Source organism: Nocardia sp. NPDC023852, assembly GCF_040639505.1.
Classification (GTDB): domain Bacteria; phylum Actinomycetota; class Actinomycetes; order Mycobacteriales; family Mycobacteriaceae; genus Nocardia.
On record NZ_JBFAAB010000002.1, the window covers coordinates 501,581 to 518,588 of the forward strand.

Below are 17,008 nucleotides of genomic sequence, written 5' to 3' on the forward strand. Positions count from 1 at the left end.
ATTCGAATTCGATGACCACCCTGGAAATCAAGGACTTGCACGCCGAGGTCGCCAACCCGGACGAGTCAGGTGAGCCCATCAAGATCCTGAATGGTGTGAACCTCACGGTGAAATCCGGTGAGACGCATGCCATCATGGGCCCCAACGGTTCCGGCAAGTCGACCCTGTCGTACGCGATCGCCGGGCACCCGAAGTACACGGTGACCCGGGGCTCGATCACCCTCGACGGCGAGAATGTCCTGGAGATGTCCATCGACGAGCGCGCACGAGCCGGGCTTTTCCTGGCCATGCAATACCCGGTCGAGGTCCCCGGTGTCTCGATGTCGAACTTTCTGCGCACCGCCGCCACCGCCGTGCGCGGCGAGGCCCCGAAGCTGCGGCACTGGGTCAAGGAGGTGAAGGAGTCGATGAGCGAGTTGGAGATCGACGCCGCCTTCGCCGATCGCAGCGTGAACGAGGGCTTCTCCGGTGGTGAGAAGAAGCGCCACGAGATCCTGCAGCTGGGTCTGCTCAAGCCGAAGATCGCCATCCTGGACGAGACCGACTCCGGCTTGGACGTCGACGCGCTGCGCGTCGTCTCCGAGGGGGTGAACCGTTATAAAGAGCGGGAAAATGGAGGCGTCCTTCTGATCACGCACTACACCCGCATTCTGCGGTACATCCAGCCGCAGTTCGTGCATGTGTTCGTCGGTGGACGCATCGTCGCCGAGGGCGGCGCCGAACTCGCCGAAGAACTCGACGCCAACGGCTACGTCCGCTTCACGCAAAACTCACCCACCTCGTCGGCTTCGCCGACTGCCGTCCCCCAGTCCGCTACCGCTGGAGCTTGACATGACCGCTACGGTCCGCACCCTCGACGTCGCCCGTATCCGGGCCGACTTCCCGATCCTGAGCCGTACGGTTCGGGACGGGAAACCGTTGGTGTACTTGGACTCCGGCGCGACTTCGCAGCGGCCGTTGGACGTGCTCGAGGCGGAACGGGCCTTCCTTGTCACCAGCAATTCGGCGGTGCACCGCGGTGCGCACCAGCTCGCCGAGGAGGCGACCGACGCCTACGAGGGCGCGCGGGCCGATATCGCGCGGTTCGTCGGTGTCGACGCGGGCGAGATCGTGTTCACCAAGAACGCCACCGAATCGCTGAACCTGGTGACCTACTCGTTCGCCGACAACCGGTTCCCGTACCACGTCGGCCCGGGTGACGAGATCGTCATCACCGAGCTGGAGCATCACGCGAATCTCGTTCCCTGGCAGGAACTCGGGCGTCGCACGGGTGCGACGCTGAAATGGTTCGGGATCACCGACGACGGCCGGATCGACCTGGATTCCCTCGAATTGTCGCCCGCCACCAAAGTTGTCGCCTTCACCCACCAGTCCAATGTCACCGGCGCGATCACCGATGTCGCCGAGTTGGTCCGTCGGGCACAGTCCGTCGGCGCGCTGACAGTGCTGGACGCCTGCCAGTCGGTGCCGCATATGCCGGTCGACTTCCGCGAACTCGGCATCGACTTAGCCGCGTTCTCCGGGCACAAGATGTTCGGACCTTCCGGTGTCGGCGTGCTGTACGGCCGACGGGCGCTGCTGGAGGAGACTCCACCGTTCATCTCCGGTGGTTCGATGATCGAGACAGTCACCATGGAGCGCAGCACCTACGCGCCGCCGCCGCAGCGGTTCGAGGCCGGTGTGCCGATGACCTCACAGGTAGTCGGATTGGGCGCCGCCGTACGGTATCTGGAAGACATCGGCATGGAAGCAGTAGCCGCGCATGAGCACACGCTCGTCGGTGCGGCGCTCGAGGGTCTCGGCGCGATCGACGGCGTCCGCATCGTCGGCCCGACCGAGAACGTGGATCGCGGCGGTGCCGTGTCCTTCGTGGTCGACGGCATCCACGCGCACGATGTCGGGCAGATTCTCGACGACGAAGGCGTCGCGGTTCGCGTCGGTCACCATTGCGCGTGGCCGCTCATGCGCCGACTGAGGATTCCGGCTACCGCGCGCGCGTCGTTCGCGGCCTACAACACCCTCGACGAAGTGGACGCGCTGGTCACCGCAGTGCGGAAGGCCCAGACGTTCTTCGGAGTTGCATAGAACATGCGCATGGAGCAGATGTACCAGGAAGTGATCCTGGACCACTACAAGCACCCGCACCACCGCGGGCTGCGGGAGCCGTACGGTGCCGAGGTGCACCACGTGAACCCCACCTGCGGTGACGAGGTGACCCTGCGTGTGCGGCTCGATGACAACGGAGACGTCGCCGACGTCTCCTATGACGGACAGGGCTGCTCGATCAGCCAGGCCGCCACCTCGATCCTCACCGAACAGGTGATCGGCCTTCCGGTGCAGCAGGCGCTGAAGGTCGTCGACTCCTACAGCGAGATGATCTCCAGCCGTGGCACTGTCGAAGGCGATGAGGAGGTGATCGGCGACGGGATCGCCCTCGCGGGAGTTTCCAAGTATCCGGCTCGGGTGAAGTGCGCGCTGCTGGGGTGGATGGCGTTCAAGGACGCCGTGATCCGGATCGGCCCCGAGAACGCCGTGGATGGCATCAGGGAAGAAGCGAAGGGTTCGATGGAAACGGGGAAGCGTCATGAGTGACACACCGGCCACCCACACGGCCGAGCAGGTCGACACCGCCGAGCAGGTTGAGACGGCCGAGCAGGTCGAGCTGTCCGCTGAAGACATCAAGCAGCTCGAGGACCTCGAAGAGGCGATGCGCGACGTCGTCGATCCGGAACTCGGCATCAACGTCGTCGATCTGGGCCTGGTCTACGGTCTGCGCGTCGAGGAGGACAACACTGCTGTCCTCGACATGACCCTCACCTCCGCGGCGTGCCCGCTCACCGACGTCATCGAGGACCAGTCGCGCAACGCGCTGGTCCGCAGCGGATTGGTGGAGGACCTGAAGATCAATTGGGTCTGGATACCCCCGTGGGGGCCGGACAAGATCACCGAGGACGGTCGCGAACAGCTGCGCGCCCTCGGGTTCACGGTGTAATCGCCGAGCTGATAGCCGCCGCCGGGATAGGCGCCCACGGGTGCTGGTACAGGAGAAACGCGGGATGGTCCGGTGATAGCAGTGTCGGGAACTCGAGTTCCCCTCGGTCTTCTGCCCCGGGGATGATTGCCCTTCCGGTTTGTGTGCGTACTTTCCCTGTGCGGCAGTGGTTTGGTGGGTGCGATCGATGTGGTCGGATCGAGGGGTGAAGGTGTTCGTGTGCACTCCTGTATCTTCGGAGGTTGGGGTTGAGCGAAGCCGTCCGGTTGTCTACGACGTGAGGGTTGGGACTCATTGCCGAACTGACCTGCGAGTTCGGCGATCATGTCGTGAAATGCGGTCTGTGGGAACCGAATGTAGGTCGGCACTGCAACGGTGCTCGATCAAGTAGACGGCGTTGTTGCAGGTAGTGGGAGAAGCGGGCTGGTGTCTGCGGCGGCGTCGACAGGTCGACACCACTAGATGTCTTGCCGCACAACAAGTTCGGCAACCGCGTGTTGAGCTTCCTGGTAAGCTTCGTTCGCGAGCCGGTTGATTGTGGCGTAAGCGTCACGGGGACAGTCGAGATGACTTTCCGATGGTCATCAGGTGACTGATTCGAATCGCTTCGCCACCGTGATCACGCAGCGAGTTCACGGTGTGATTGCCTCCGGCACCGCGGCGAGCCCGAAGCCGGAAAACCGTCCTGCACGAACATCGTTTCCGGTTGTCGGTCCAGACGTGACGGGCACCTTGATCTGTACTGACTTCACCTATGAGGTGGCATATGAAAATCTTCAGTAGCCGCTGTCGGACATTTGAATACACCGTGACCACCGCAAGTCCGTCTGCCATCTGGCTCGAGCCCGCGAAGGTAGGGGTGGCACAGTCTTTTTCCGATTGCCTCGCGCTGATGATCGGCGTGGAGCGCGGGGACCTCTCGTCGTTGTCGGTGGCGACGAAGATGATTCGGCGCGTCGTGACCAAGACCGACGCTACGTCGATCGTCATCAACGGCTTTTCGCACCTGGCCACTCCTGGCAACCGATCCGACGTGGCGATCTCCAAGGAGGTTTTGTCGAGTCTCTCCGCGCGGCTGGAGGCACGTGGTGAGCGCGTGCATCTCATGCCGTTCGGCTGGAACAAGCGATGGAATGCGGACGTGCTCGACGGTGAATGGGAACAGCGCGTCATCCACTTGCCCGCGCCCGGCATGGATCCGCCCTCGGCAACTGTGTCGCAAACCGTACAGGAAATGTCGGTTCCGACACTTGGCTTGGCGTGACCAGCGCTACTGAAACGGACGTTGTCGCGACGCGGCGAGCCGATAAGGCGAAGGCCTAGAACGTGCCCAGCCAGCGGCCTTCTCTCTGTTGCGCCATCATACGACGGTGTCAATCGAGGCTGACAGCAACTCGGTGAGCAGGTCCTGCATCGGGACTCGATCTCGTCGCGTAGAGGGCCGGACCCGTTCGTTTCTCCCGCTGGCTATCGCGACATCGGCGTCTGGTCGACCAGCGACTTCGACGCGATCAGCTCGTCAAGCCAATGCCCTGGGCGGACAACCCGCTGACCATGGCATCATGGGGCGCCACTCACTATGTCGAGGTAGGTCCAGGAAAAGTGCTAAGTGGGCGGCGCCGGCGCACGCTCCGCGAGGCCGACGTCTTCCGCGCAGAGAGCGGGGACCCATGATCGCTGCCTCGACAGATACGCGACCCAGGGAGCGCCCATGACCGAGCAGCCGATCACCTTGCTGCTACCAGGGCAAGGCAGCCAGCACACCGGCATGGCGCTGGACGCCTACCGTCACCAGCCGGAATTCGCGGCGACGATCGATGAGTTCCTCGCGCTGATGTCCGAGGAAGGGGTCGAGCCCAAGCAGCGCTGGCTTTCCGATGACCCACAGGCCGATCTCGATGACGGTCGGGTCGCGCAGCCCCTGATTTTCGCGGTCGAGTACGCCTTTGCCACCATGCTGATCCGGGCCGGAGCGAATGTCGAGGCGCTGCTCGGCCACAGTGTCGGTGAACTGGCCGCCGCTACAGTCGCGGGGGTTTTCGATGCGCATTCGGCCGCACGGATTATGGCTGCCCGATCGCGCGCGCTGGACCTCGTGCCGCCGGGCGGCATGTTCGCGGTCGCGGCAGATCCGGCCGTCGTCTCGGCGCAACTGCGTGCGGAATGGGCGCGGGCCGGGGTCGTAGTCGCCGCGGTGAATGGACCGCGCCGCGCCATCGTCGCGGGCCCGGACCCGGAGGTGCAGACGGCGGAATCGATGCTGTGCGAGCGCGGGTTCGTCACGATGTCGGTGCCAGCCCGACAACCGTGGCACAGTCCGTGCATGGCCCACGCCGCCACCGTGTTCGAGCGGTCCATCGCGGCCGAGCGACTGCACGAGCCGAAAATACCGATCTGGTCGGGCAGAACCGGACAGCGACTGCGCGCCGACGAGGCGAAGGATCCGGGATTCTGGGCGGCCCAGATCGCACATCCTGTGCTGTTCTGGGATGCGCTGTCGGATCTACTCGCCCACCGTAGCTCGCTTCTGATCGAGACCGGCCCGGGTACGGGGTTGTCGGTCCAAGCCATGTCTCATCCCGAAGTCCGCGAAGGTCGAAGCAAAATTGTCCCGATAACCCAGGGGCCAGGTCAGCGGGAGCAGTCGTCGGCTCCAATCGGGTAGAACCGGAACCCGTCGCCCGGTTGATAGTCCGACAAAGGCTCGGTGGTGGCGTCGCCGATGGTAAGCGGGATTCGGTCGATCACCGGCCACCCTCCCGGTCGCCGGCCATGCGTAAACCGCCTGATGCCGGCCACCGCCACGGCTTCCGCTGGCAGGTGGGTGCGGGAGAGTACGCCGAGGCACGGGCCGCGGAAAAGCGGGGCCGCCTGTTGCCGTATCGGCTCATCTGTTCTTCGTGCCGGGCAGCAGTGGTGGTGCCGATCGGTAGACGGCCGGGGTCGACGAGAGGTTGATGGGATTACGGCACAACGAGACGGCACCGCCGTCCTCGCGGGGGAGTTCGACGAGGGGGTCCAGGCCGAGTCCGGTCGCGAGATCGAAGGCTCCGGCGATGTCGTTGACGGTGCCTGCCGGGACACGTACCCGCGCCAGCGCAGCAGCCCAGCCGGCGGCCGTGCCCGAGACGAGGCGGCGTTCCAGCTCGGCACGCAGTCGGTCCCGGTGCTGGACGCGGGCGGAGTTGGTAGCGAACCTCGGGTCGTCCGCGAGGTGTGGTGCGCCGAGCACATCGCACAGCGCAGTGAACTGGCGGTTGTTGCCGACCGCGAGGACGAGGTCGCCGTCGGCGCAGGAAAGCAGCTCGTACGGGGCGATGCTTGGATGCCGGTTACCCATCCGGGTCGGCACCTCGCCGGCCGAGGTGTAGGCGCTGGCCTGGTTGACCAAGCCTGCGAGCAGACAGGACAGCAGGTCGATGTCGACCCGCTGGCCCTCGCCGGTGGCGTTCCGGTGGTGGAGTGCGGTCAGGATGCCGGTGGCGGCGAACAGGCCGGCTAGGACGTCGACGACGGCGACCCCGACCTTCTGGGGCTCGCCGTCGGTGACCCCGGTGACGCTCATCAGCCCACCGAGGGCCTGAATCAGCAGGTCATAGCCGGGGAGCTCGGCTCCGGGGCCGCGGCCGAAGCCGGTGATCGAGCAGTAGACGAGCCCGGGGTTGGCCGGCCGGAGCTGGTCGTAGTCGAGTCCGAACTCCGCCATCAGGCCAGGGCGGAAGTTCTCGACGACGACGTCGGCGCCGGTGGCGAGCTTCCGGGCCTCGGCGAGATCGTGCTTGTCGGTCAAGTCGAGGACGATGCTGTCCTTGTTGCGGTTGACCGCCTGAAAGTAAGTTGCCTGCCCGCGCGCATCGTAGGGCGGACCCCAGGAACGGGTGTCATCGCCGGTGCCGGGGCGTTCGACCTTGGTCACCGTGGCACCGAAATCGGCGAGCTGCATCGTCGCGAATGGCCCGGCCAGGATCCGCGAGAAGTCGAGAACCCGCAGGTTGCGAAGAGCTTCGGACATCAACTACCTCGAATCTTCGATTTTCGAAAATCTAAGATTCATACGGTAGGCTGCGGATCAGCCCGACGTCAAGGAGGCCCTAATGCTCGCCGCAGCAGCCCTGCAAGATTTTCTTTCCATCGACACGATGCTCTCCGACGAGGAACGAGACATCCGTGACACGGTCCGGGCGTTTGTTCGGAGCCGCGTGGTGCCCATGGTCGGGGACTGGTTCGAGGAGGGCCGAGTGCCTCGGGAACTGATCAGCGAGTTGGGCAAACTCGGTGTGCTGGGGATGCACCTGGAGGGCTATGGCTGCGCCGGGACGAGCGCGACGGCCTACGGGCTGGCCTGTCTCGAGCTCGAGGCAGGCGACAGCGGGATCCGCAGCATGGTGTCGGTGCAGGGCTCGCTGGCGATGTTCGCGATCCACCGGTGGGGATCGGAACAGCAGAAACAGGAGTGGCTGCCACGAATGGCTGCCGGGGAGGCGGTCGGCTGTTTCGGGCTGACCGAACCGGACTCCGGGTCGGATCCCGGATCGATGCGCACCCACGCTCGCCGCGAAGGCGAAGACTGGATCCTGCGCGGCCAGAAGATGTGGATCACCAACGGCTCGCTCGCCGATGTCGCCGTGGTCTGGGCGCGCACGGACGAGGGAATCCGGGGATTTCTGGTGCCCAAGGGCACGAAGGGCTTCACCACCCTGGACATCCACAAGAAGCTGTCTCTGCGCGCGTCGGTCACCTCGGAGCTGATCCTCGATGACGTACGGCTGCCCGCGTCGGCGATGTTGCCCGAGGCGACCTCGTTGCGCGGTCCGCTGTCATCACTGAACGAGGCCCGCTACGGCATCGTGTGGGGGGCGGCCGGTGCGGCGCGGGCCTGCCTAGAGGCCGCCGTGGACTACAGCACTACTCGGGTCCAGTTCGGGAAGCCGATCGCCTCCTTCCAGATCCAGCAGCAGAAGCTGGCTGCGATGGCCCTGGAGGTCAACCGGGCCACCTTGCTGGCGCTGCAGCTCGGCCGGCTCAAAGATGCCGGACGGCTGCAACCAGAGCAGGTCAGCATGGGCAAGCTGGGCAACGTCAACGCCGCACTGGAGGTCGCCCGCACCGCGCGGCAGATGCTCGGCGCGAACGGAATCACGTTGGAGTACCCGGTCATCCGGCACATGGCCAATCTCGAGTCTGTGGTTACCTACGAGGGCACCGCCGATGTGCACGCCTTGGTGATCGGGGGCGCCCTGACCGGGATCCAGGCTTTCCGGTAGCGGCGGCTACGGCTAGAGTCGCGGCGATGATATTGCGCCAGGACGGTCCGGGAACGACGGCCCAGCACGCACTCGACGGGCTGCGCCGGGCGATCGTGGCAGGGGAGTTCCGCCCGGGACAGCGAGTCCTGCAGGAGGAGATCGCCGAAAGCCTGGGTGTCAGCGTGGCTCCGGTGCGCGAAGCATTGCGCGCGCTCGAGCAGGAGGGTCAAGTGGTATACCGGCCTCGGCGCGGCTACTTCATCACAGAGTTGCGCGCCGGGGACCTCGCGGAGATCTACGCGTTGCGGCAGCTGCTGGAAGAGCGGGCGGTGCGCTGGGCACTGCCCACTTTGGACGACGATGCCGTGGATCGGATCGAGCTGGCCGCGCGCGAGTGTGCCGAGGCGGCTGGGCGCGGTGACGTCGCGGCCGAGTTGGCGGCGAACCGCCGGTTCCATTTCGGCATCTTGGAGTCGCCGGATCATCCGCACACGATGCGTCTGATCCGGCTCCTCTGGGACTCCACCGAGGCGTACCGGGCGATGTACTACAACTCGCCCGAAGAGCGGGCCACCACTGTGGATGCGCACGAAAAGATCCTCGATGCCGTCCGCCGCCGTGCCGTCGCCGAGGTGGTCGCCGAACTCGACGACCACCGGAACCGCGCGTTGCGGGTGCTGACGGCGATCCTGGAAGCCGGTGACTGAATCGCCCTGCCGCGATGGCCGTAGAACCCCCCGCCCGCTCTTCTGTCGCTCGACTGTATCGAGGCTGTCGACTACCCGCCGACCGTCACCGTGTCATCGATTTCTCAGAGTATCCGGAGAATCCTCGACGATCTCCACGTGCAGCGACCCCAGCCCGGAGATTTCGCCGACGAGGTGATCGCCGACCTCGGTCCACCCGCCGGTCGACAGCCCCACGCCGGCCGGAGTGCCGGTGAGAACGACATCTCCCGGTTCGAGCGTGACATGCTCGCTGATCCGGGCGACGAGTTCCGGTACCGGCCAAATCATGTCTTTGGTGTTGGCGTTCTGCCGGAGTTCGCCGTTGAGGTGAAACCGAAGCTGCAAGTTTCCCTCATCGACGAACCGCGCCGGCACGATACCTGGGCCCAGGGGGCAGCTGTCGTCGAACGCCTTGCCCCCGAACAGGTCGAACTTGGCCAGATGTTTCGGATGGCGTTGCCAATCGCGCGCCGACAGATCGAGGCCGATGGTGTATCCGGCGACGTAGTCGCGTGCCTCCTCGACCGCGATGCGCCTGCCGCGCTTGCCGATCACGAACGCCAGCTCTAGTTCGTAGTCGAATGTGCTCGACTGAACCGGATAACGCACCGACCTGCCCTGGCCGACGAGGGTTGTGGTGGGCGGTTTGAGGAAGAAGACCGGGATGTTGTCTTCCTTGGTGAAGTCGGTGTGGCCGCCGTCCTGCGTCATGTGGTCGTAGTAGTTCGCGCCGGTGCAGATGACCTTGTTCGGGTAGCGCAACGGTGTCAGCCAGTCCTCGAGTCGGCCCGGCGCGTTGACTTCGGCGCATGTCAGCACACCATCGGTGAGGTCGCGGGCAGCACGCAGCAAAACCGGTTCGGTGTCTGTCCAGTGCGCGAACACCGTCATCAGCCCGGCCGAGGGATTCGGTGCGAGAACCTCCGGGGCGAGCTCGGCGATCCGGTAATGCCTGCCGTCCATGCTGAGTACTGGGGTCGGCGAGTCGTCGACACAGATCGTCGCGAGGGAAAATGTCATGGTGCGTTGTCTCTTCACTAGGTGCCGCTAGGGAGTGAGCCGGCCATTGCCCACCGGTCGAGCAGTTGGTCGACGGCCGGTGCGGGATCGGCGAGCAGCGCCCGGCCGACTTTCCGGACTTCGCGGCGTTGAGCCGTATCGAGATACTCCACCGGGGACATGCCATCGATGCGGGCCAGCGCGAGCGCCGGCAGCAGTGCCGTCACTCGCTTGCCGAACGCGGTCGGTGATTCCCAGTCGATATGGCGTGCGTGCGCTTCGGCCAGTGTTTGCGCCGCAGCGCGCAGGTCCGCGGCGTGCCGCGGCAGCTTGACCGATTTGATGAGCAGGTGGTTGAGGCAGAAGGCGACGTCGAAGGCCGGGTCGCCGAACCACGCGCACTCCGCGTCCAACAGCACTGGGCCATCGGGACCGAGCAGAATGTTCTTCGGACTGACATCACCGTGCACGACGGCGAGATGCGTGCTTGTCGTCGTCCTGGCCAGTTCGGTGAACCGTTCCCGCAGATCTGAGTGCGTTTCTCCGGTGAACCGAAGGAACGGCTCGATGCGCAAGGCGTCGAAGTTGTCATCGGTGTCGAATCGGAGCGCACTCCGCGAATCAGCGGCGCTGGCCGAGTGTAGTCGGCCGACGAGGTCTCCGACCGCTCGCGCGGCCGTAACGTCCACATTCCCGCCGAGCAGCTCTGCCTTCCACACCGGGTAGCGTTCCGGCGGTAGGAATTCCATCGCGAACAAGCCCACCTCGGCGTCATGGGCGATTACCCGCGGTACGTGACCCGGGCACACTTGGGCGGCGAACCGTAGCCAGTCGTACTCGACCTGGTTTCGCGAGACGGGTGCGAGCCACTCGTGCGCGACCTCGAGCTGTGCCAGAGCTCGTTTGACACATACTGTCCTGGTGGGCAGGTCCGCTTTCCACAAATCCGAGGAGACCCCGCCGGTCAGCGGAGTCAGCTCCGCGTACTCCCCGGCGCGCAATAATCCTTGCCTGCGCAGGAACTCGTGCACTCCCGTGCGAGAGTCTGATGAGTTCATGGGGTCAACTCGGGAGCGGAAAACGAACCGGGCAGCGGGAGCGGGCTGAATCCCAAGCCGCTGTCCTCCGCGATACGAATCAGCTGGTTGTACTTGGCCAGTCGTTCCGACGAACGTACCGACCCGATCTTGATCTGCCCCGCGGCGGTGCCGACCGCGAGATCAGCGAGGAAGTCGTCCTCGGTCTCGCCGGAGCGCGCCGACACCACCGACACGTAGTCGGCGGCGTCGGCCGCGGAAACCACCTCGAGCGTGCCGGTGAGCGTCCCATTCTGGTTGACTTTCACGAGGACACCTGTAGCGCACCCCTTCGCGATGCCCTGAGACAGACGATACGGGTTGGTTGTGAACAGGTCGTCTCCTATGAGCCGCACCCGATCTCGGAGCCGCGCCGTCAGCGTGTGCCATCCGTCCCAGTCTTCCTCGTCCAGCGCGTCCTCGATGGACACGATCGGGAAGTCGTCGACCCAGGATGAGATGATCTCGATCATTTCCGCAGCACCGACCCGGCGCCCTTCCCTGCGCAAGTGGTAGTCCCCGGTCGTGCCGTCGTATAGGGACGTGGCCGCGACATCGATCGCGATCGCGACATCCACACCCGGCTCGAGTTCGGCGCGCTCGATCGAGGCCATGAGCAATTCGAGCGCATCCCGTCCGGTGCGGCAGCCGGGGCTCACGCCGCCTTCGTCGGCGAGCAGCGTCGGCAGGCCGCGTTCGGCACACACGACCGTCGCAGCGTCGCGGACCTGCGCGGTGAGCCGGATCGCCTCCAGCATCGAGGTCGCCGCGATCGGCACGGCAAGAAAGTCCTGGATGTCCATCCCGCGTCCGGCATGCAAACCGCCGGACAGGATGTTCACCATCGGCATGGGCAGTACTGGCTCGGCCACACCGGCGAGTTCGGCGATCCGCCGGTAGAGCGGCTGCCTGGACACCTTCGCCGATGCTCGGCAGATCGCCAGTGAGGTGCCTAGTACGGCGTTGGCGCCGAGCCGGGAGAGCCCGGGCGTGCCGTCGAGTTCGCGCAGCAAGGAGTCGCAACCCCGCTGATCCATCACGTCGTGCCCACGCAGTGCGGCGGCAATCTCCCCGTTGACATGCGCTACCGCAGAAAGCACGCCCAGGCCGTTGAAGAACGCTTCGTCACCATCGCGAAGCTCATGCGCTTCGTGCGTGCCGGTGGACGCACCGGACGGCACCGAGGCGCGGGCGACAACGCCGTCGTTCAGGACCAGCTCGACCTCGACCGTGGGTCGTCCACGGGAGTCGAGCACCTGTCGGCCGCGCACACTGCTGATCACGCTCATAAAGACACTCCATACGGGATTGTTGAAGATTGGTTACAGGGATAGCGCGGTGTTTCGCCACGCAACACCCGGACGACTTCCTCCGCTGCGCTGCGACGGAGTTCGACGACCGAGGCGTCCGAGGAGAATGCGATGTGCGGGGTGATCACCACGCCGGGGTGCTCCAGCAGTTCAGCGGGCACCGAAGGTTCCTCTTCGAGCACGTCGAGGCCGGCGCCGCCGAGGTGGCCGGCCCGCAGCGATGCGACGAGGGCTTCGGTGTCGACCAGGCCGCCGCGGCTGACGTTGACCAGCAGCGCCCCGGGCCGCATGCGTGCCAGTTCGCGGGCACCGATGAGGTGGCGCGTCGCGCCCGTCAACGGCGCATGCAACACGACGACGTCGCTGCCGGCAAGTAGTTCATCGAATTCGACGACCGGCACGTTGCCCGTATCCGTGGCAGAAGGATCGCTGACCAGGACACGGGCGCCCAGCGCTCGAAGCTTCGCCGCGCTTGCTCTGCCGATCCGCCCGAACCCGACCACACCGCAGGTCAGAGTGGACAGCCGCCGCAGCCGGGCACCGGCCGGGTCCCAGCGCCCGGCCCGCACCGCACGGTCGGCGCCGACCAGTCCTCGCGTCCAGGCCAGGACCAGCCCGACCGCGTGATCGGACACCTCTTCGACGCAATAGTCGGGAACGTTGGTCACCAGCACGCCGTGGTCGGTCGCGGCGGCTACCGCGATGTTGTCGAGACCGACGCCCATGCGGGCGACGACCCGAAGTGCCGTGGCGTCGGCGATGGCGGCTGCCGACACCGGTGCCCAACAGGTGAGTATCGCCGCCGGCTGATGCTGTGCCACCAGCGCTTCGATCGCGGCGGCGGGCGCCGGTTCCGGCGGTCCGCTGACCAGCCGGAAACCGGCGGTTTCGATGACCGCGCGTTCCACGCTGTCGTCGGGCCACGCTCGATCGGTCAGAAGCACCGTGTTGCTCCGGTCCTCGGTCATCGCATGTGTTCTTTCTCGGTTGCTTGTTGTGGGTCGACACGCGCCTGGGGGAGTTCTTCCGCAAGGCAGAACAGGCGTTGCTCGCCGAGTCCGGACACCTGCGCGGTCACTACATCGCCGGCCCGGAGGAACCGTCCATGGTGGACGCCGAACCCAGCCGGTGAACCGGTGCACAGGACGTCGCCCGGCCGCAGGCTCGTGTGCCGGGCGAGGTACGCGACTTGGTGCTCGATACCGAACAGCATGTCCTCAGCGGTGTCGTTCTGCATCACGATGCCGTTGACGGACAACTGGAGGCGCAGCCGCGGTGGGTCGGGAACCTGCCATGCGGGCACGAACCACGGCCCGAGCGGCAGCGAACCCGGCATGCCCTTGCTCTGGATCCAGTCGCTGCCGAGGCTCGGTAGATCTTCGCGCACCACCCGGGAACGGACGGTCAGATCGTTCGCAACGCAGTATCCGGCGATGACGCTCGCCGCGGTCTCCGGGGAGATCCGGCGGGCAGGCGCGCCGAAAACGACCGCGATCTCGACCTCCCAGTCGAGGGTCTCGACGCCGGGCGCGATCGACAGGTTGCCGATGGGACTGCCGACCCGCTCGGAACTGGTCAGGCAGACGTAGGGCTCGCCGGTCTTGCTCCGGCGGTGCAGTGCTTCCAGTGCGGACGCCCGCCGTGCGGGAGCTCCCGGCCCGTCGGCGCCGTCACCGGCGTCCGCGGCGGCTTCCACGACCTGGCGGACATAGTTGCCGATCGCGCAGAACGTGTGCCGGGGCCGAATCGGTGGCCGCACGAGCAACGAGCTGATGTCGTCGCCACGGGCGAGGATGAGGTCCCTGGTCTGCGTGCGAGTAGTCAGGTCGCGCAGGCCGGATTCGTGATCCGGCCAGTGCTCGAGAAGTTCGGTGAGTGATCCGGTTCGCCCGAATGGCCACTCGTCGGCCCACTCGCGCAGCGGCAATGCGCGTCCGTTCGCGACCAGCCACGGCATCGACTCGCTGTCGCCTCGGCTTGCCTGAGCCAGCACGATGCCCGCCGGGGCCGCATCGCCATCCGAGTCGAATCCGCCGCGGCTTGCCAACTCCGCGGTGTCCGCCTTCCAATGCGCTGCCATGTGCTAACGATAGCACTCTCGATCTCTGAAACTCTAGCTGTAACTCTCTCATTTTTAAGAATGTGCGCGAAATTGGCAGCGAAATCGACATGTGTGCACTAACCTGTAGTGCTATCGATGGCATTATGTGAGGAGTGAAGCAGTGAAAGTGCGGCGGGTAGTGGCTGGGAATGATGCGCGAGGGCAGTCAGTTCTTTTGTCCGACGGCGTCGTTCCGAACAGCCACGACTTCGAGTCCATGCCCGGTCAGGCGCAAGCCCGCGTCTGGTTCACCGCCGGGTCTCCGGCGACGACACCTCCCGGGAGCGAGCCGACAAGCAACACAGGTCCGGTCGTTCCCGGCCCTGGGGGAGCGAGCTTCGTGATCGTGCAGTATGCGCCCGATTCGGTGGTCGCCGACCCGCGCTTCGACGCCGCGCGTGCCGGCGCCGAGTTCGCCACCTACGCACCGGACATCGCCGAGGCCTCGGATCCCGCCGTGCCGGGCATGCACCGCACGCCGAGCCTCGACTACGGTGTGGTGCTCGACGGCGAGATCTGGCTCGAACTGGACGACGGCACGCGGACCCGGCTCACCCGCGGCGACACGATCGTCCAGATTGCCGGTAGGCACGCGTGGCGGAACAAGACGGACCGGCCGGCGACAGTCGCTTTCGTCCTCACCGGGATCGGCGACTGACCCCCGGCGAAGAGCGCTCTCTACCAACGGAGAGAGCGCTTTCCGGAAGCCCGGAAGTGGCCTCCCGGCCCTGTGATCAGGCAACGAGAAGTTTCCGAACCGGCCACTATGCGACCGGCGGGCGCAGGCGCGCGAGCGCGACGGTGGTGCGGGAGAGCTCGTCGAGGAGCGCCGTGCACGCCGCGGCGGCCGGCTTCCCCGGGTCGAACACGCCGTCCACGAGGTACTGCGCGAAGTTCGACAGTGCGACCTGATCGGTCAGCGGCAGCATCCGAAGGGCGGTCAGGACGGGTTTGAGCAACTGGACGGCTCGCATCCCGCCGGAGAGTCCCCCGTAGCTGACGAATCCGGCCGGCTTGAACGCCCACTCGTCATGCAGGTAGTCGAGCGCGTTCTTCAGCGGAGCGGGAAAGCCATGGTTGTACTCAGGCATCACGAACACCACGGCGTCGCACGCGTCGACGGTGCTGCTCCACGAGCGCGTGTGTTCGTGGACGTAGTTCCGCGCTCGGGGATTATGCGGTTCGTCCATCATGGGCAGGGCAAGTTCGGCGAGGTCGGTGACCTCGATCGTGAAGCGCCCGTCCAGGCGGCATTGCTGGGCGAACCAGTCCCCGATCGGTTTGCCGGCGCGTCCCGGCCGCGTGCTCGCGATGACGACTTGCAGTGTTGCTGGCATGGCTAGACCTTCGTTTGACATTGCGGCGAAATCCCGCGGCGAGAGGCCATGTCCGAGTTCGGCCCGGCCTCCTGACCACGGCTTGTTCAGGGAATGACGACGTAATTGCTGAAACCGCCGCGGCGGTCCTTCAGCCCGGAGATCGCGTGGTTGACCTCGGTCAGGGGAAACCGCTCGTGTTCGAGATAGGAGAGGTCGAGCGTGCCGGTCTCGACCATGTGCGCCAGTTCTTGGCCCTGCGCGGTGCTGAACCAGTTCGAGCCGATGAGCTGCACCTGCTCGTCCATCAGCCACTTCATGTCCACCGGTACCCGGTCGGCCACCCCGCCGACGTTGACGACTTTCCCGCCACGGCGGACACCCTGAATCGAATCCAGCATCGTTTCCGCCGACGCCCGGGCGCCGAGCGCGCTGATCACGAAGTCGGCGCCTTCGCCGTCGGTCAGTGCTTTCGCCCACTCGCCTGAGGGTTTGTCGCCGAGTTCGAGAATCTCGATCCGGTCCGGCGCCAACGACTTGACCCGGTGCAGCAGTTCCTTGTCTCGCCCGGTGCCGAGCACTTTCGCTACCCCTAGGACCAGTGAAAGCACTGTCGCCGCAACGCCCAGCGTTCCGGTGACTCCATCGATAAGGCCCACCATGCCGGGTCCCGCATCGGCCATGCGAAGGGCGCCGTAGGACGTTCCGATGTAGCCGAGCCGACCCGCCTGCTCGAAGGAGATGTTGTCCGGCAGCTTCACCAGCGATTGCTGAGGCGCGGTCATGTATTCGGCGAAACCCCCGTAAGGGTAGAGGTCGAAGATTTTCTGCCCATCGGGTGACGTGCTGAAGTAGCCGTTCAGGGTGAAGTAGCGGCACCGGCTGAGCTGACCGCCTCGGCAGGAGTAGCAGCTCCCGCATGAGCGCAGGGGGTTGACGTACACCCGGTCGCCTGGCCTGGTCCTGATCACCGCCTCGCCGACTTCCTCGACGATTCCTGCGGCGTCCAGTCCGAAGATCGCGGGGAATGCGGCTAGCGGCTGCTGGGGAAACCAAGTGGGCCAGTTGCTGATCACGTTGGCCATATTCGGAACGATCCCGCAGGCCTCCACCCGCACGAGAACGTCTGTTGGTCGGGGTTTCGGCACTTCGATCTCATCGATCGACATCGGCTCGCCGATCGCATGCAGCCGGGCCGCGCGCATCAACGCCATTGGTGGTGCTCCTTCTTTTCTGACTC

18 protein-coding genes are annotated in these 17,008 nt (G+C 65.6%); 10 read left to right on the top strand and 8 right to left on the bottom strand.

The window, feature by feature from the left end; all coding sequences use genetic code 11:
* Nucleotides 1-11 precede the first annotated feature (11 nt).
* The 7 genes from sufC (at nt 12) to AB0H00_RS06060 (ending at nt 5,657) form a co-directional block, all read left to right on the top strand.
* Nucleotides 12-830, top strand: coding sequence for a Fe-S cluster assembly ATPase SufC (gene sufC / locus AB0H00_RS06030; protein WP_357261505.1), 819 nt, complete (start codon nt 12-14; stop codon nt 828-830).
* A 1-nt stretch (nt 831) separates the two neighbouring features.
* Nucleotides 832-2,085, top strand: coding sequence for a cysteine desulfurase (locus AB0H00_RS06035; RefSeq protein ID WP_357261508.1), 1,254 nt, complete (start codon nt 832-834; stop codon nt 2,083-2,085).
* 3 nt (nt 2,086-2,088) lie between these two features.
* Nucleotides 2,089-2,592 carry a Fe-S cluster assembly sulfur transfer protein SufU gene (gene sufU, locus AB0H00_RS06040; RefSeq protein ID WP_357261511.1) on the top strand — a complete coding sequence of 168 codons (504 nt, stop codon included), beginning with the start codon at nt 2,089-2,091 and terminating at the stop codon, nt 2,590-2,592.
* Nucleotides 2,585-2,992, top strand: a complete 408-nt coding sequence (locus tag AB0H00_RS06045; RefSeq protein ID WP_357261514.1) for a metal-sulfur cluster assembly factor — start codon at nt 2,585-2,587, stop codon at nt 2,990-2,992. Before sufU ends, AB0H00_RS06045 begins: the two co-directional genes overlap by 8 nt.
* 588 nt (nt 2,993-3,580) lie before the next feature.
* Nucleotides 3,581-3,775 carry a hypothetical protein gene (locus tag AB0H00_RS06050; RefSeq protein ID WP_357261517.1) on the top strand — a complete coding sequence of 65 codons (195 nt, stop codon included), beginning with the start codon at nt 3,581-3,583 and terminating at the stop codon, nt 3,773-3,775.
* The gene (locus AB0H00_RS06055) at nt 3,759-4,256 is read left to right on the top strand and encodes a threonyl-tRNA synthetase editing domain-containing protein (RefSeq protein WP_357261519.1); all 498 of its coding nucleotides are present in this window, start codon (nt 3,759-3,761) and stop codon (nt 4,254-4,256) included. The genes AB0H00_RS06050 and AB0H00_RS06055 overlap by 17 nt, the downstream gene beginning before the upstream one ends.
* A gap of 447 nt (nt 4,257-4,703) precedes the next feature.
* Complete coding sequence (locus AB0H00_RS06060) at nt 4,704-5,657, top strand: acyltransferase domain-containing protein (protein ID WP_357261521.1); 954 nt, start codon at nt 4,704-4,706, stop codon at nt 5,655-5,657.
* A 222-nt stretch (nt 5,658-5,879) separates the two neighbouring features.
* On the opposite strand, the gene AB0H00_RS06065 is transcribed toward AB0H00_RS06060, so the two are convergent.
* Nucleotides 5,880-7,004, bottom strand: coding sequence for a CoA transferase (locus AB0H00_RS06065; RefSeq protein WP_357261524.1), 1,125 nt, complete (start codon nt 7,002-7,004; stop codon nt 5,880-5,882).
* 82 nt (nt 7,005-7,086) lie between these two features.
* Between AB0H00_RS06065 and AB0H00_RS06070 the strand changes: the two genes are divergently transcribed.
* Together AB0H00_RS06070 and AB0H00_RS06075 are read left to right on the top strand one after the other, a co-directional pair.
* The gene (locus AB0H00_RS06070; RefSeq protein ID WP_357261527.1) at nt 7,087-8,256 is read left to right on the top strand and encodes an acyl-CoA dehydrogenase family protein; all 1,170 of its coding nucleotides are present in this window, start codon (nt 7,087-7,089) and stop codon (nt 8,254-8,256) included.
* A gap of 26 nt (nt 8,257-8,282) precedes the next feature.
* Nucleotides 8,283-8,945, top strand: coding sequence for a GntR family transcriptional regulator (locus AB0H00_RS06075; protein ID WP_357261529.1), 663 nt, complete (start codon nt 8,283-8,285; stop codon nt 8,943-8,945).
* A gap of 93 nt (nt 8,946-9,038) precedes the next feature.
* On the opposite strand, the gene AB0H00_RS06080 is transcribed toward AB0H00_RS06075, so the two are convergent.
* Genes AB0H00_RS06080 through AB0H00_RS06100 form a run of 5 tightly spaced genes read right to left on the bottom strand, consistent with a single transcriptional unit; the run spans nt 9,039 to nt 14,431 of the window.
* Complete coding sequence (locus AB0H00_RS06080; protein ID WP_357261532.1) at nt 9,039-9,986, bottom strand: fumarylacetoacetate hydrolase family protein; 948 nt, start codon at nt 9,984-9,986, stop codon at nt 9,039-9,041.
* 17 nt (nt 9,987-10,003) lie between these two features.
* The gene (locus tag AB0H00_RS06085; RefSeq protein WP_357261535.1) at nt 10,004-11,023 is read right to left on the bottom strand and encodes an aminoglycoside phosphotransferase family protein; all 1,020 of its coding nucleotides are present in this window, start codon (nt 11,021-11,023) and stop codon (nt 10,004-10,006) included.
* Complete coding sequence (gene eno, locus AB0H00_RS06090; protein ID WP_357261537.1) at nt 11,020-12,330, bottom strand: phosphopyruvate hydratase; 1,311 nt, start codon at nt 12,328-12,330, stop codon at nt 11,020-11,022. The genes AB0H00_RS06085 and eno overlap by 4 nt, the downstream gene beginning before the upstream one ends.
* Nucleotides 12,327-13,319, bottom strand: a complete 993-nt coding sequence (locus AB0H00_RS06095; protein WP_357261540.1) for a C-terminal binding protein — start codon at nt 13,317-13,319, stop codon at nt 12,327-12,329. Before AB0H00_RS06095 ends, eno begins: the two co-directional genes overlap by 4 nt.
* A complete protein-coding gene (locus AB0H00_RS06100) occupies nt 13,316-14,431 on the bottom strand; it encodes a fumarylacetoacetate hydrolase family protein (RefSeq protein ID WP_357261543.1) in 1,116 nt (371 codons plus the stop codon). The genes AB0H00_RS06095 and AB0H00_RS06100 overlap by 4 nt, the downstream gene beginning before the upstream one ends.
* A 361-nt stretch (nt 14,432-14,792) precedes the next feature.
* On the opposite strand from AB0H00_RS06100, the gene AB0H00_RS06105 reads away from it, so the two are divergent.
* Nucleotides 14,793-15,110 carry a cupin domain-containing protein gene (locus AB0H00_RS06105; protein ID WP_357261545.1) on the top strand — a complete coding sequence of 106 codons (318 nt, stop codon included), beginning with the start codon at nt 14,793-14,795 and terminating at the stop codon, nt 15,108-15,110.
* A 106-nt stretch (nt 15,111-15,216) separates the two neighbouring features.
* Here the strand turns inward: AB0H00_RS06105 and AB0H00_RS06110 are convergent, their stop codons facing one another.
* The gene (locus tag AB0H00_RS06110; protein WP_357261548.1) at nt 15,217-15,789 is read right to left on the bottom strand and encodes an NAD(P)H-dependent oxidoreductase; all 573 of its coding nucleotides are present in this window, start codon (nt 15,787-15,789) and stop codon (nt 15,217-15,219) included.
* Between the two features lie 86 nt (nt 15,790-15,875).
* Entirely contained in the window at nt 15,876-16,982 is a 1,107-nt protein-coding gene (locus AB0H00_RS06115) for an alcohol dehydrogenase catalytic domain-containing protein (RefSeq protein ID WP_357261551.1), read from the bottom strand.
* Nucleotides 16,983-17,008 lie beyond the last annotated feature (26 nt).

Bases quoted from the DNA above. Each gene is read 5' to 3' on its own strand.
- AB0H00_RS06100 (WP_357261543.1), bottom strand. From the start codon at position 14,431: ATGGCAGCGCATTGGAAGGCGGACACCGCGGAGTTGGCAAGCCGCGGC.
- AB0H00_RS06045 (WP_357261514.1), top strand. From the start codon at position 2,585: ATGAGTGACACACCGGCCACCCACACGGCCGAGCAGGTCGACACCGCC.
- AB0H00_RS06080 (WP_357261532.1), bottom strand. From the start codon at position 9,986: ATGACATTTTCCCTCGCGACGATCTGTGTCGACGACTCGCCGACCCCA.
- sufC (WP_357261505.1), top strand. From the start codon at position 12: ATGACCACCCTGGAAATCAAGGACTTGCACGCCGAGGTCGCCAACCCG.
- AB0H00_RS06055 (WP_357261519.1), top strand. From the start codon at position 3,759: ATGAAAATCTTCAGTAGCCGCTGTCGGACATTTGAATACACCGTGACC.
- AB0H00_RS06095 (WP_357261540.1), bottom strand. From the start codon at position 13,319: ATGACCGAGGACCGGAGCAACACGGTGCTTCTGACCGATCGAGCGTGG.
- AB0H00_RS06110 (WP_357261548.1), bottom strand. From the start codon at position 15,789: ATGCCAGCAACACTGCAAGTCGTCATCGCGAGCACGCGGCCGGGACGC.
- AB0H00_RS06075 (WP_357261529.1), top strand. From the start codon at position 8,283: ATGATATTGCGCCAGGACGGTCCGGGAACGACGGCCCAGCACGCACTC.
- AB0H00_RS06115 (WP_357261551.1), bottom strand. From the start codon at position 16,982: ATGGCGTTGATGCGCGCGGCCCGGCTGCATGCGATCGGCGAGCCGATG.
- sufU (WP_357261511.1), top strand. From the start codon at position 2,089: ATGCGCATGGAGCAGATGTACCAGGAAGTGATCCTGGACCACTACAAG.
- AB0H00_RS06085 (WP_357261535.1), bottom strand. From the start codon at position 11,023: ATGAACTCATCAGACTCTCGCACGGGAGTGCACGAGTTCCTGCGCAGG.
- AB0H00_RS06070 (WP_357261527.1), top strand. From the start codon at position 7,087: ATGCTCGCCGCAGCAGCCCTGCAAGATTTTCTTTCCATCGACACGATG.
- AB0H00_RS06035 (WP_357261508.1), top strand. From the start codon at position 832: ATGACCGCTACGGTCCGCACCCTCGACGTCGCCCGTATCCGGGCCGAC.
- AB0H00_RS06065 (WP_357261524.1), bottom strand. From the start codon at position 7,004: ATGTCCGAAGCTCTTCGCAACCTGCGGGTTCTCGACTTCTCGCGGATC.
- eno (WP_357261537.1), bottom strand. From the start codon at position 12,330: ATGAGCGTGATCAGCAGTGTGCGCGGCCGACAGGTGCTCGACTCCCGT.
- AB0H00_RS06060 (WP_357261521.1), top strand. From the start codon at position 4,704: ATGACCGAGCAGCCGATCACCTTGCTGCTACCAGGGCAAGGCAGCCAG.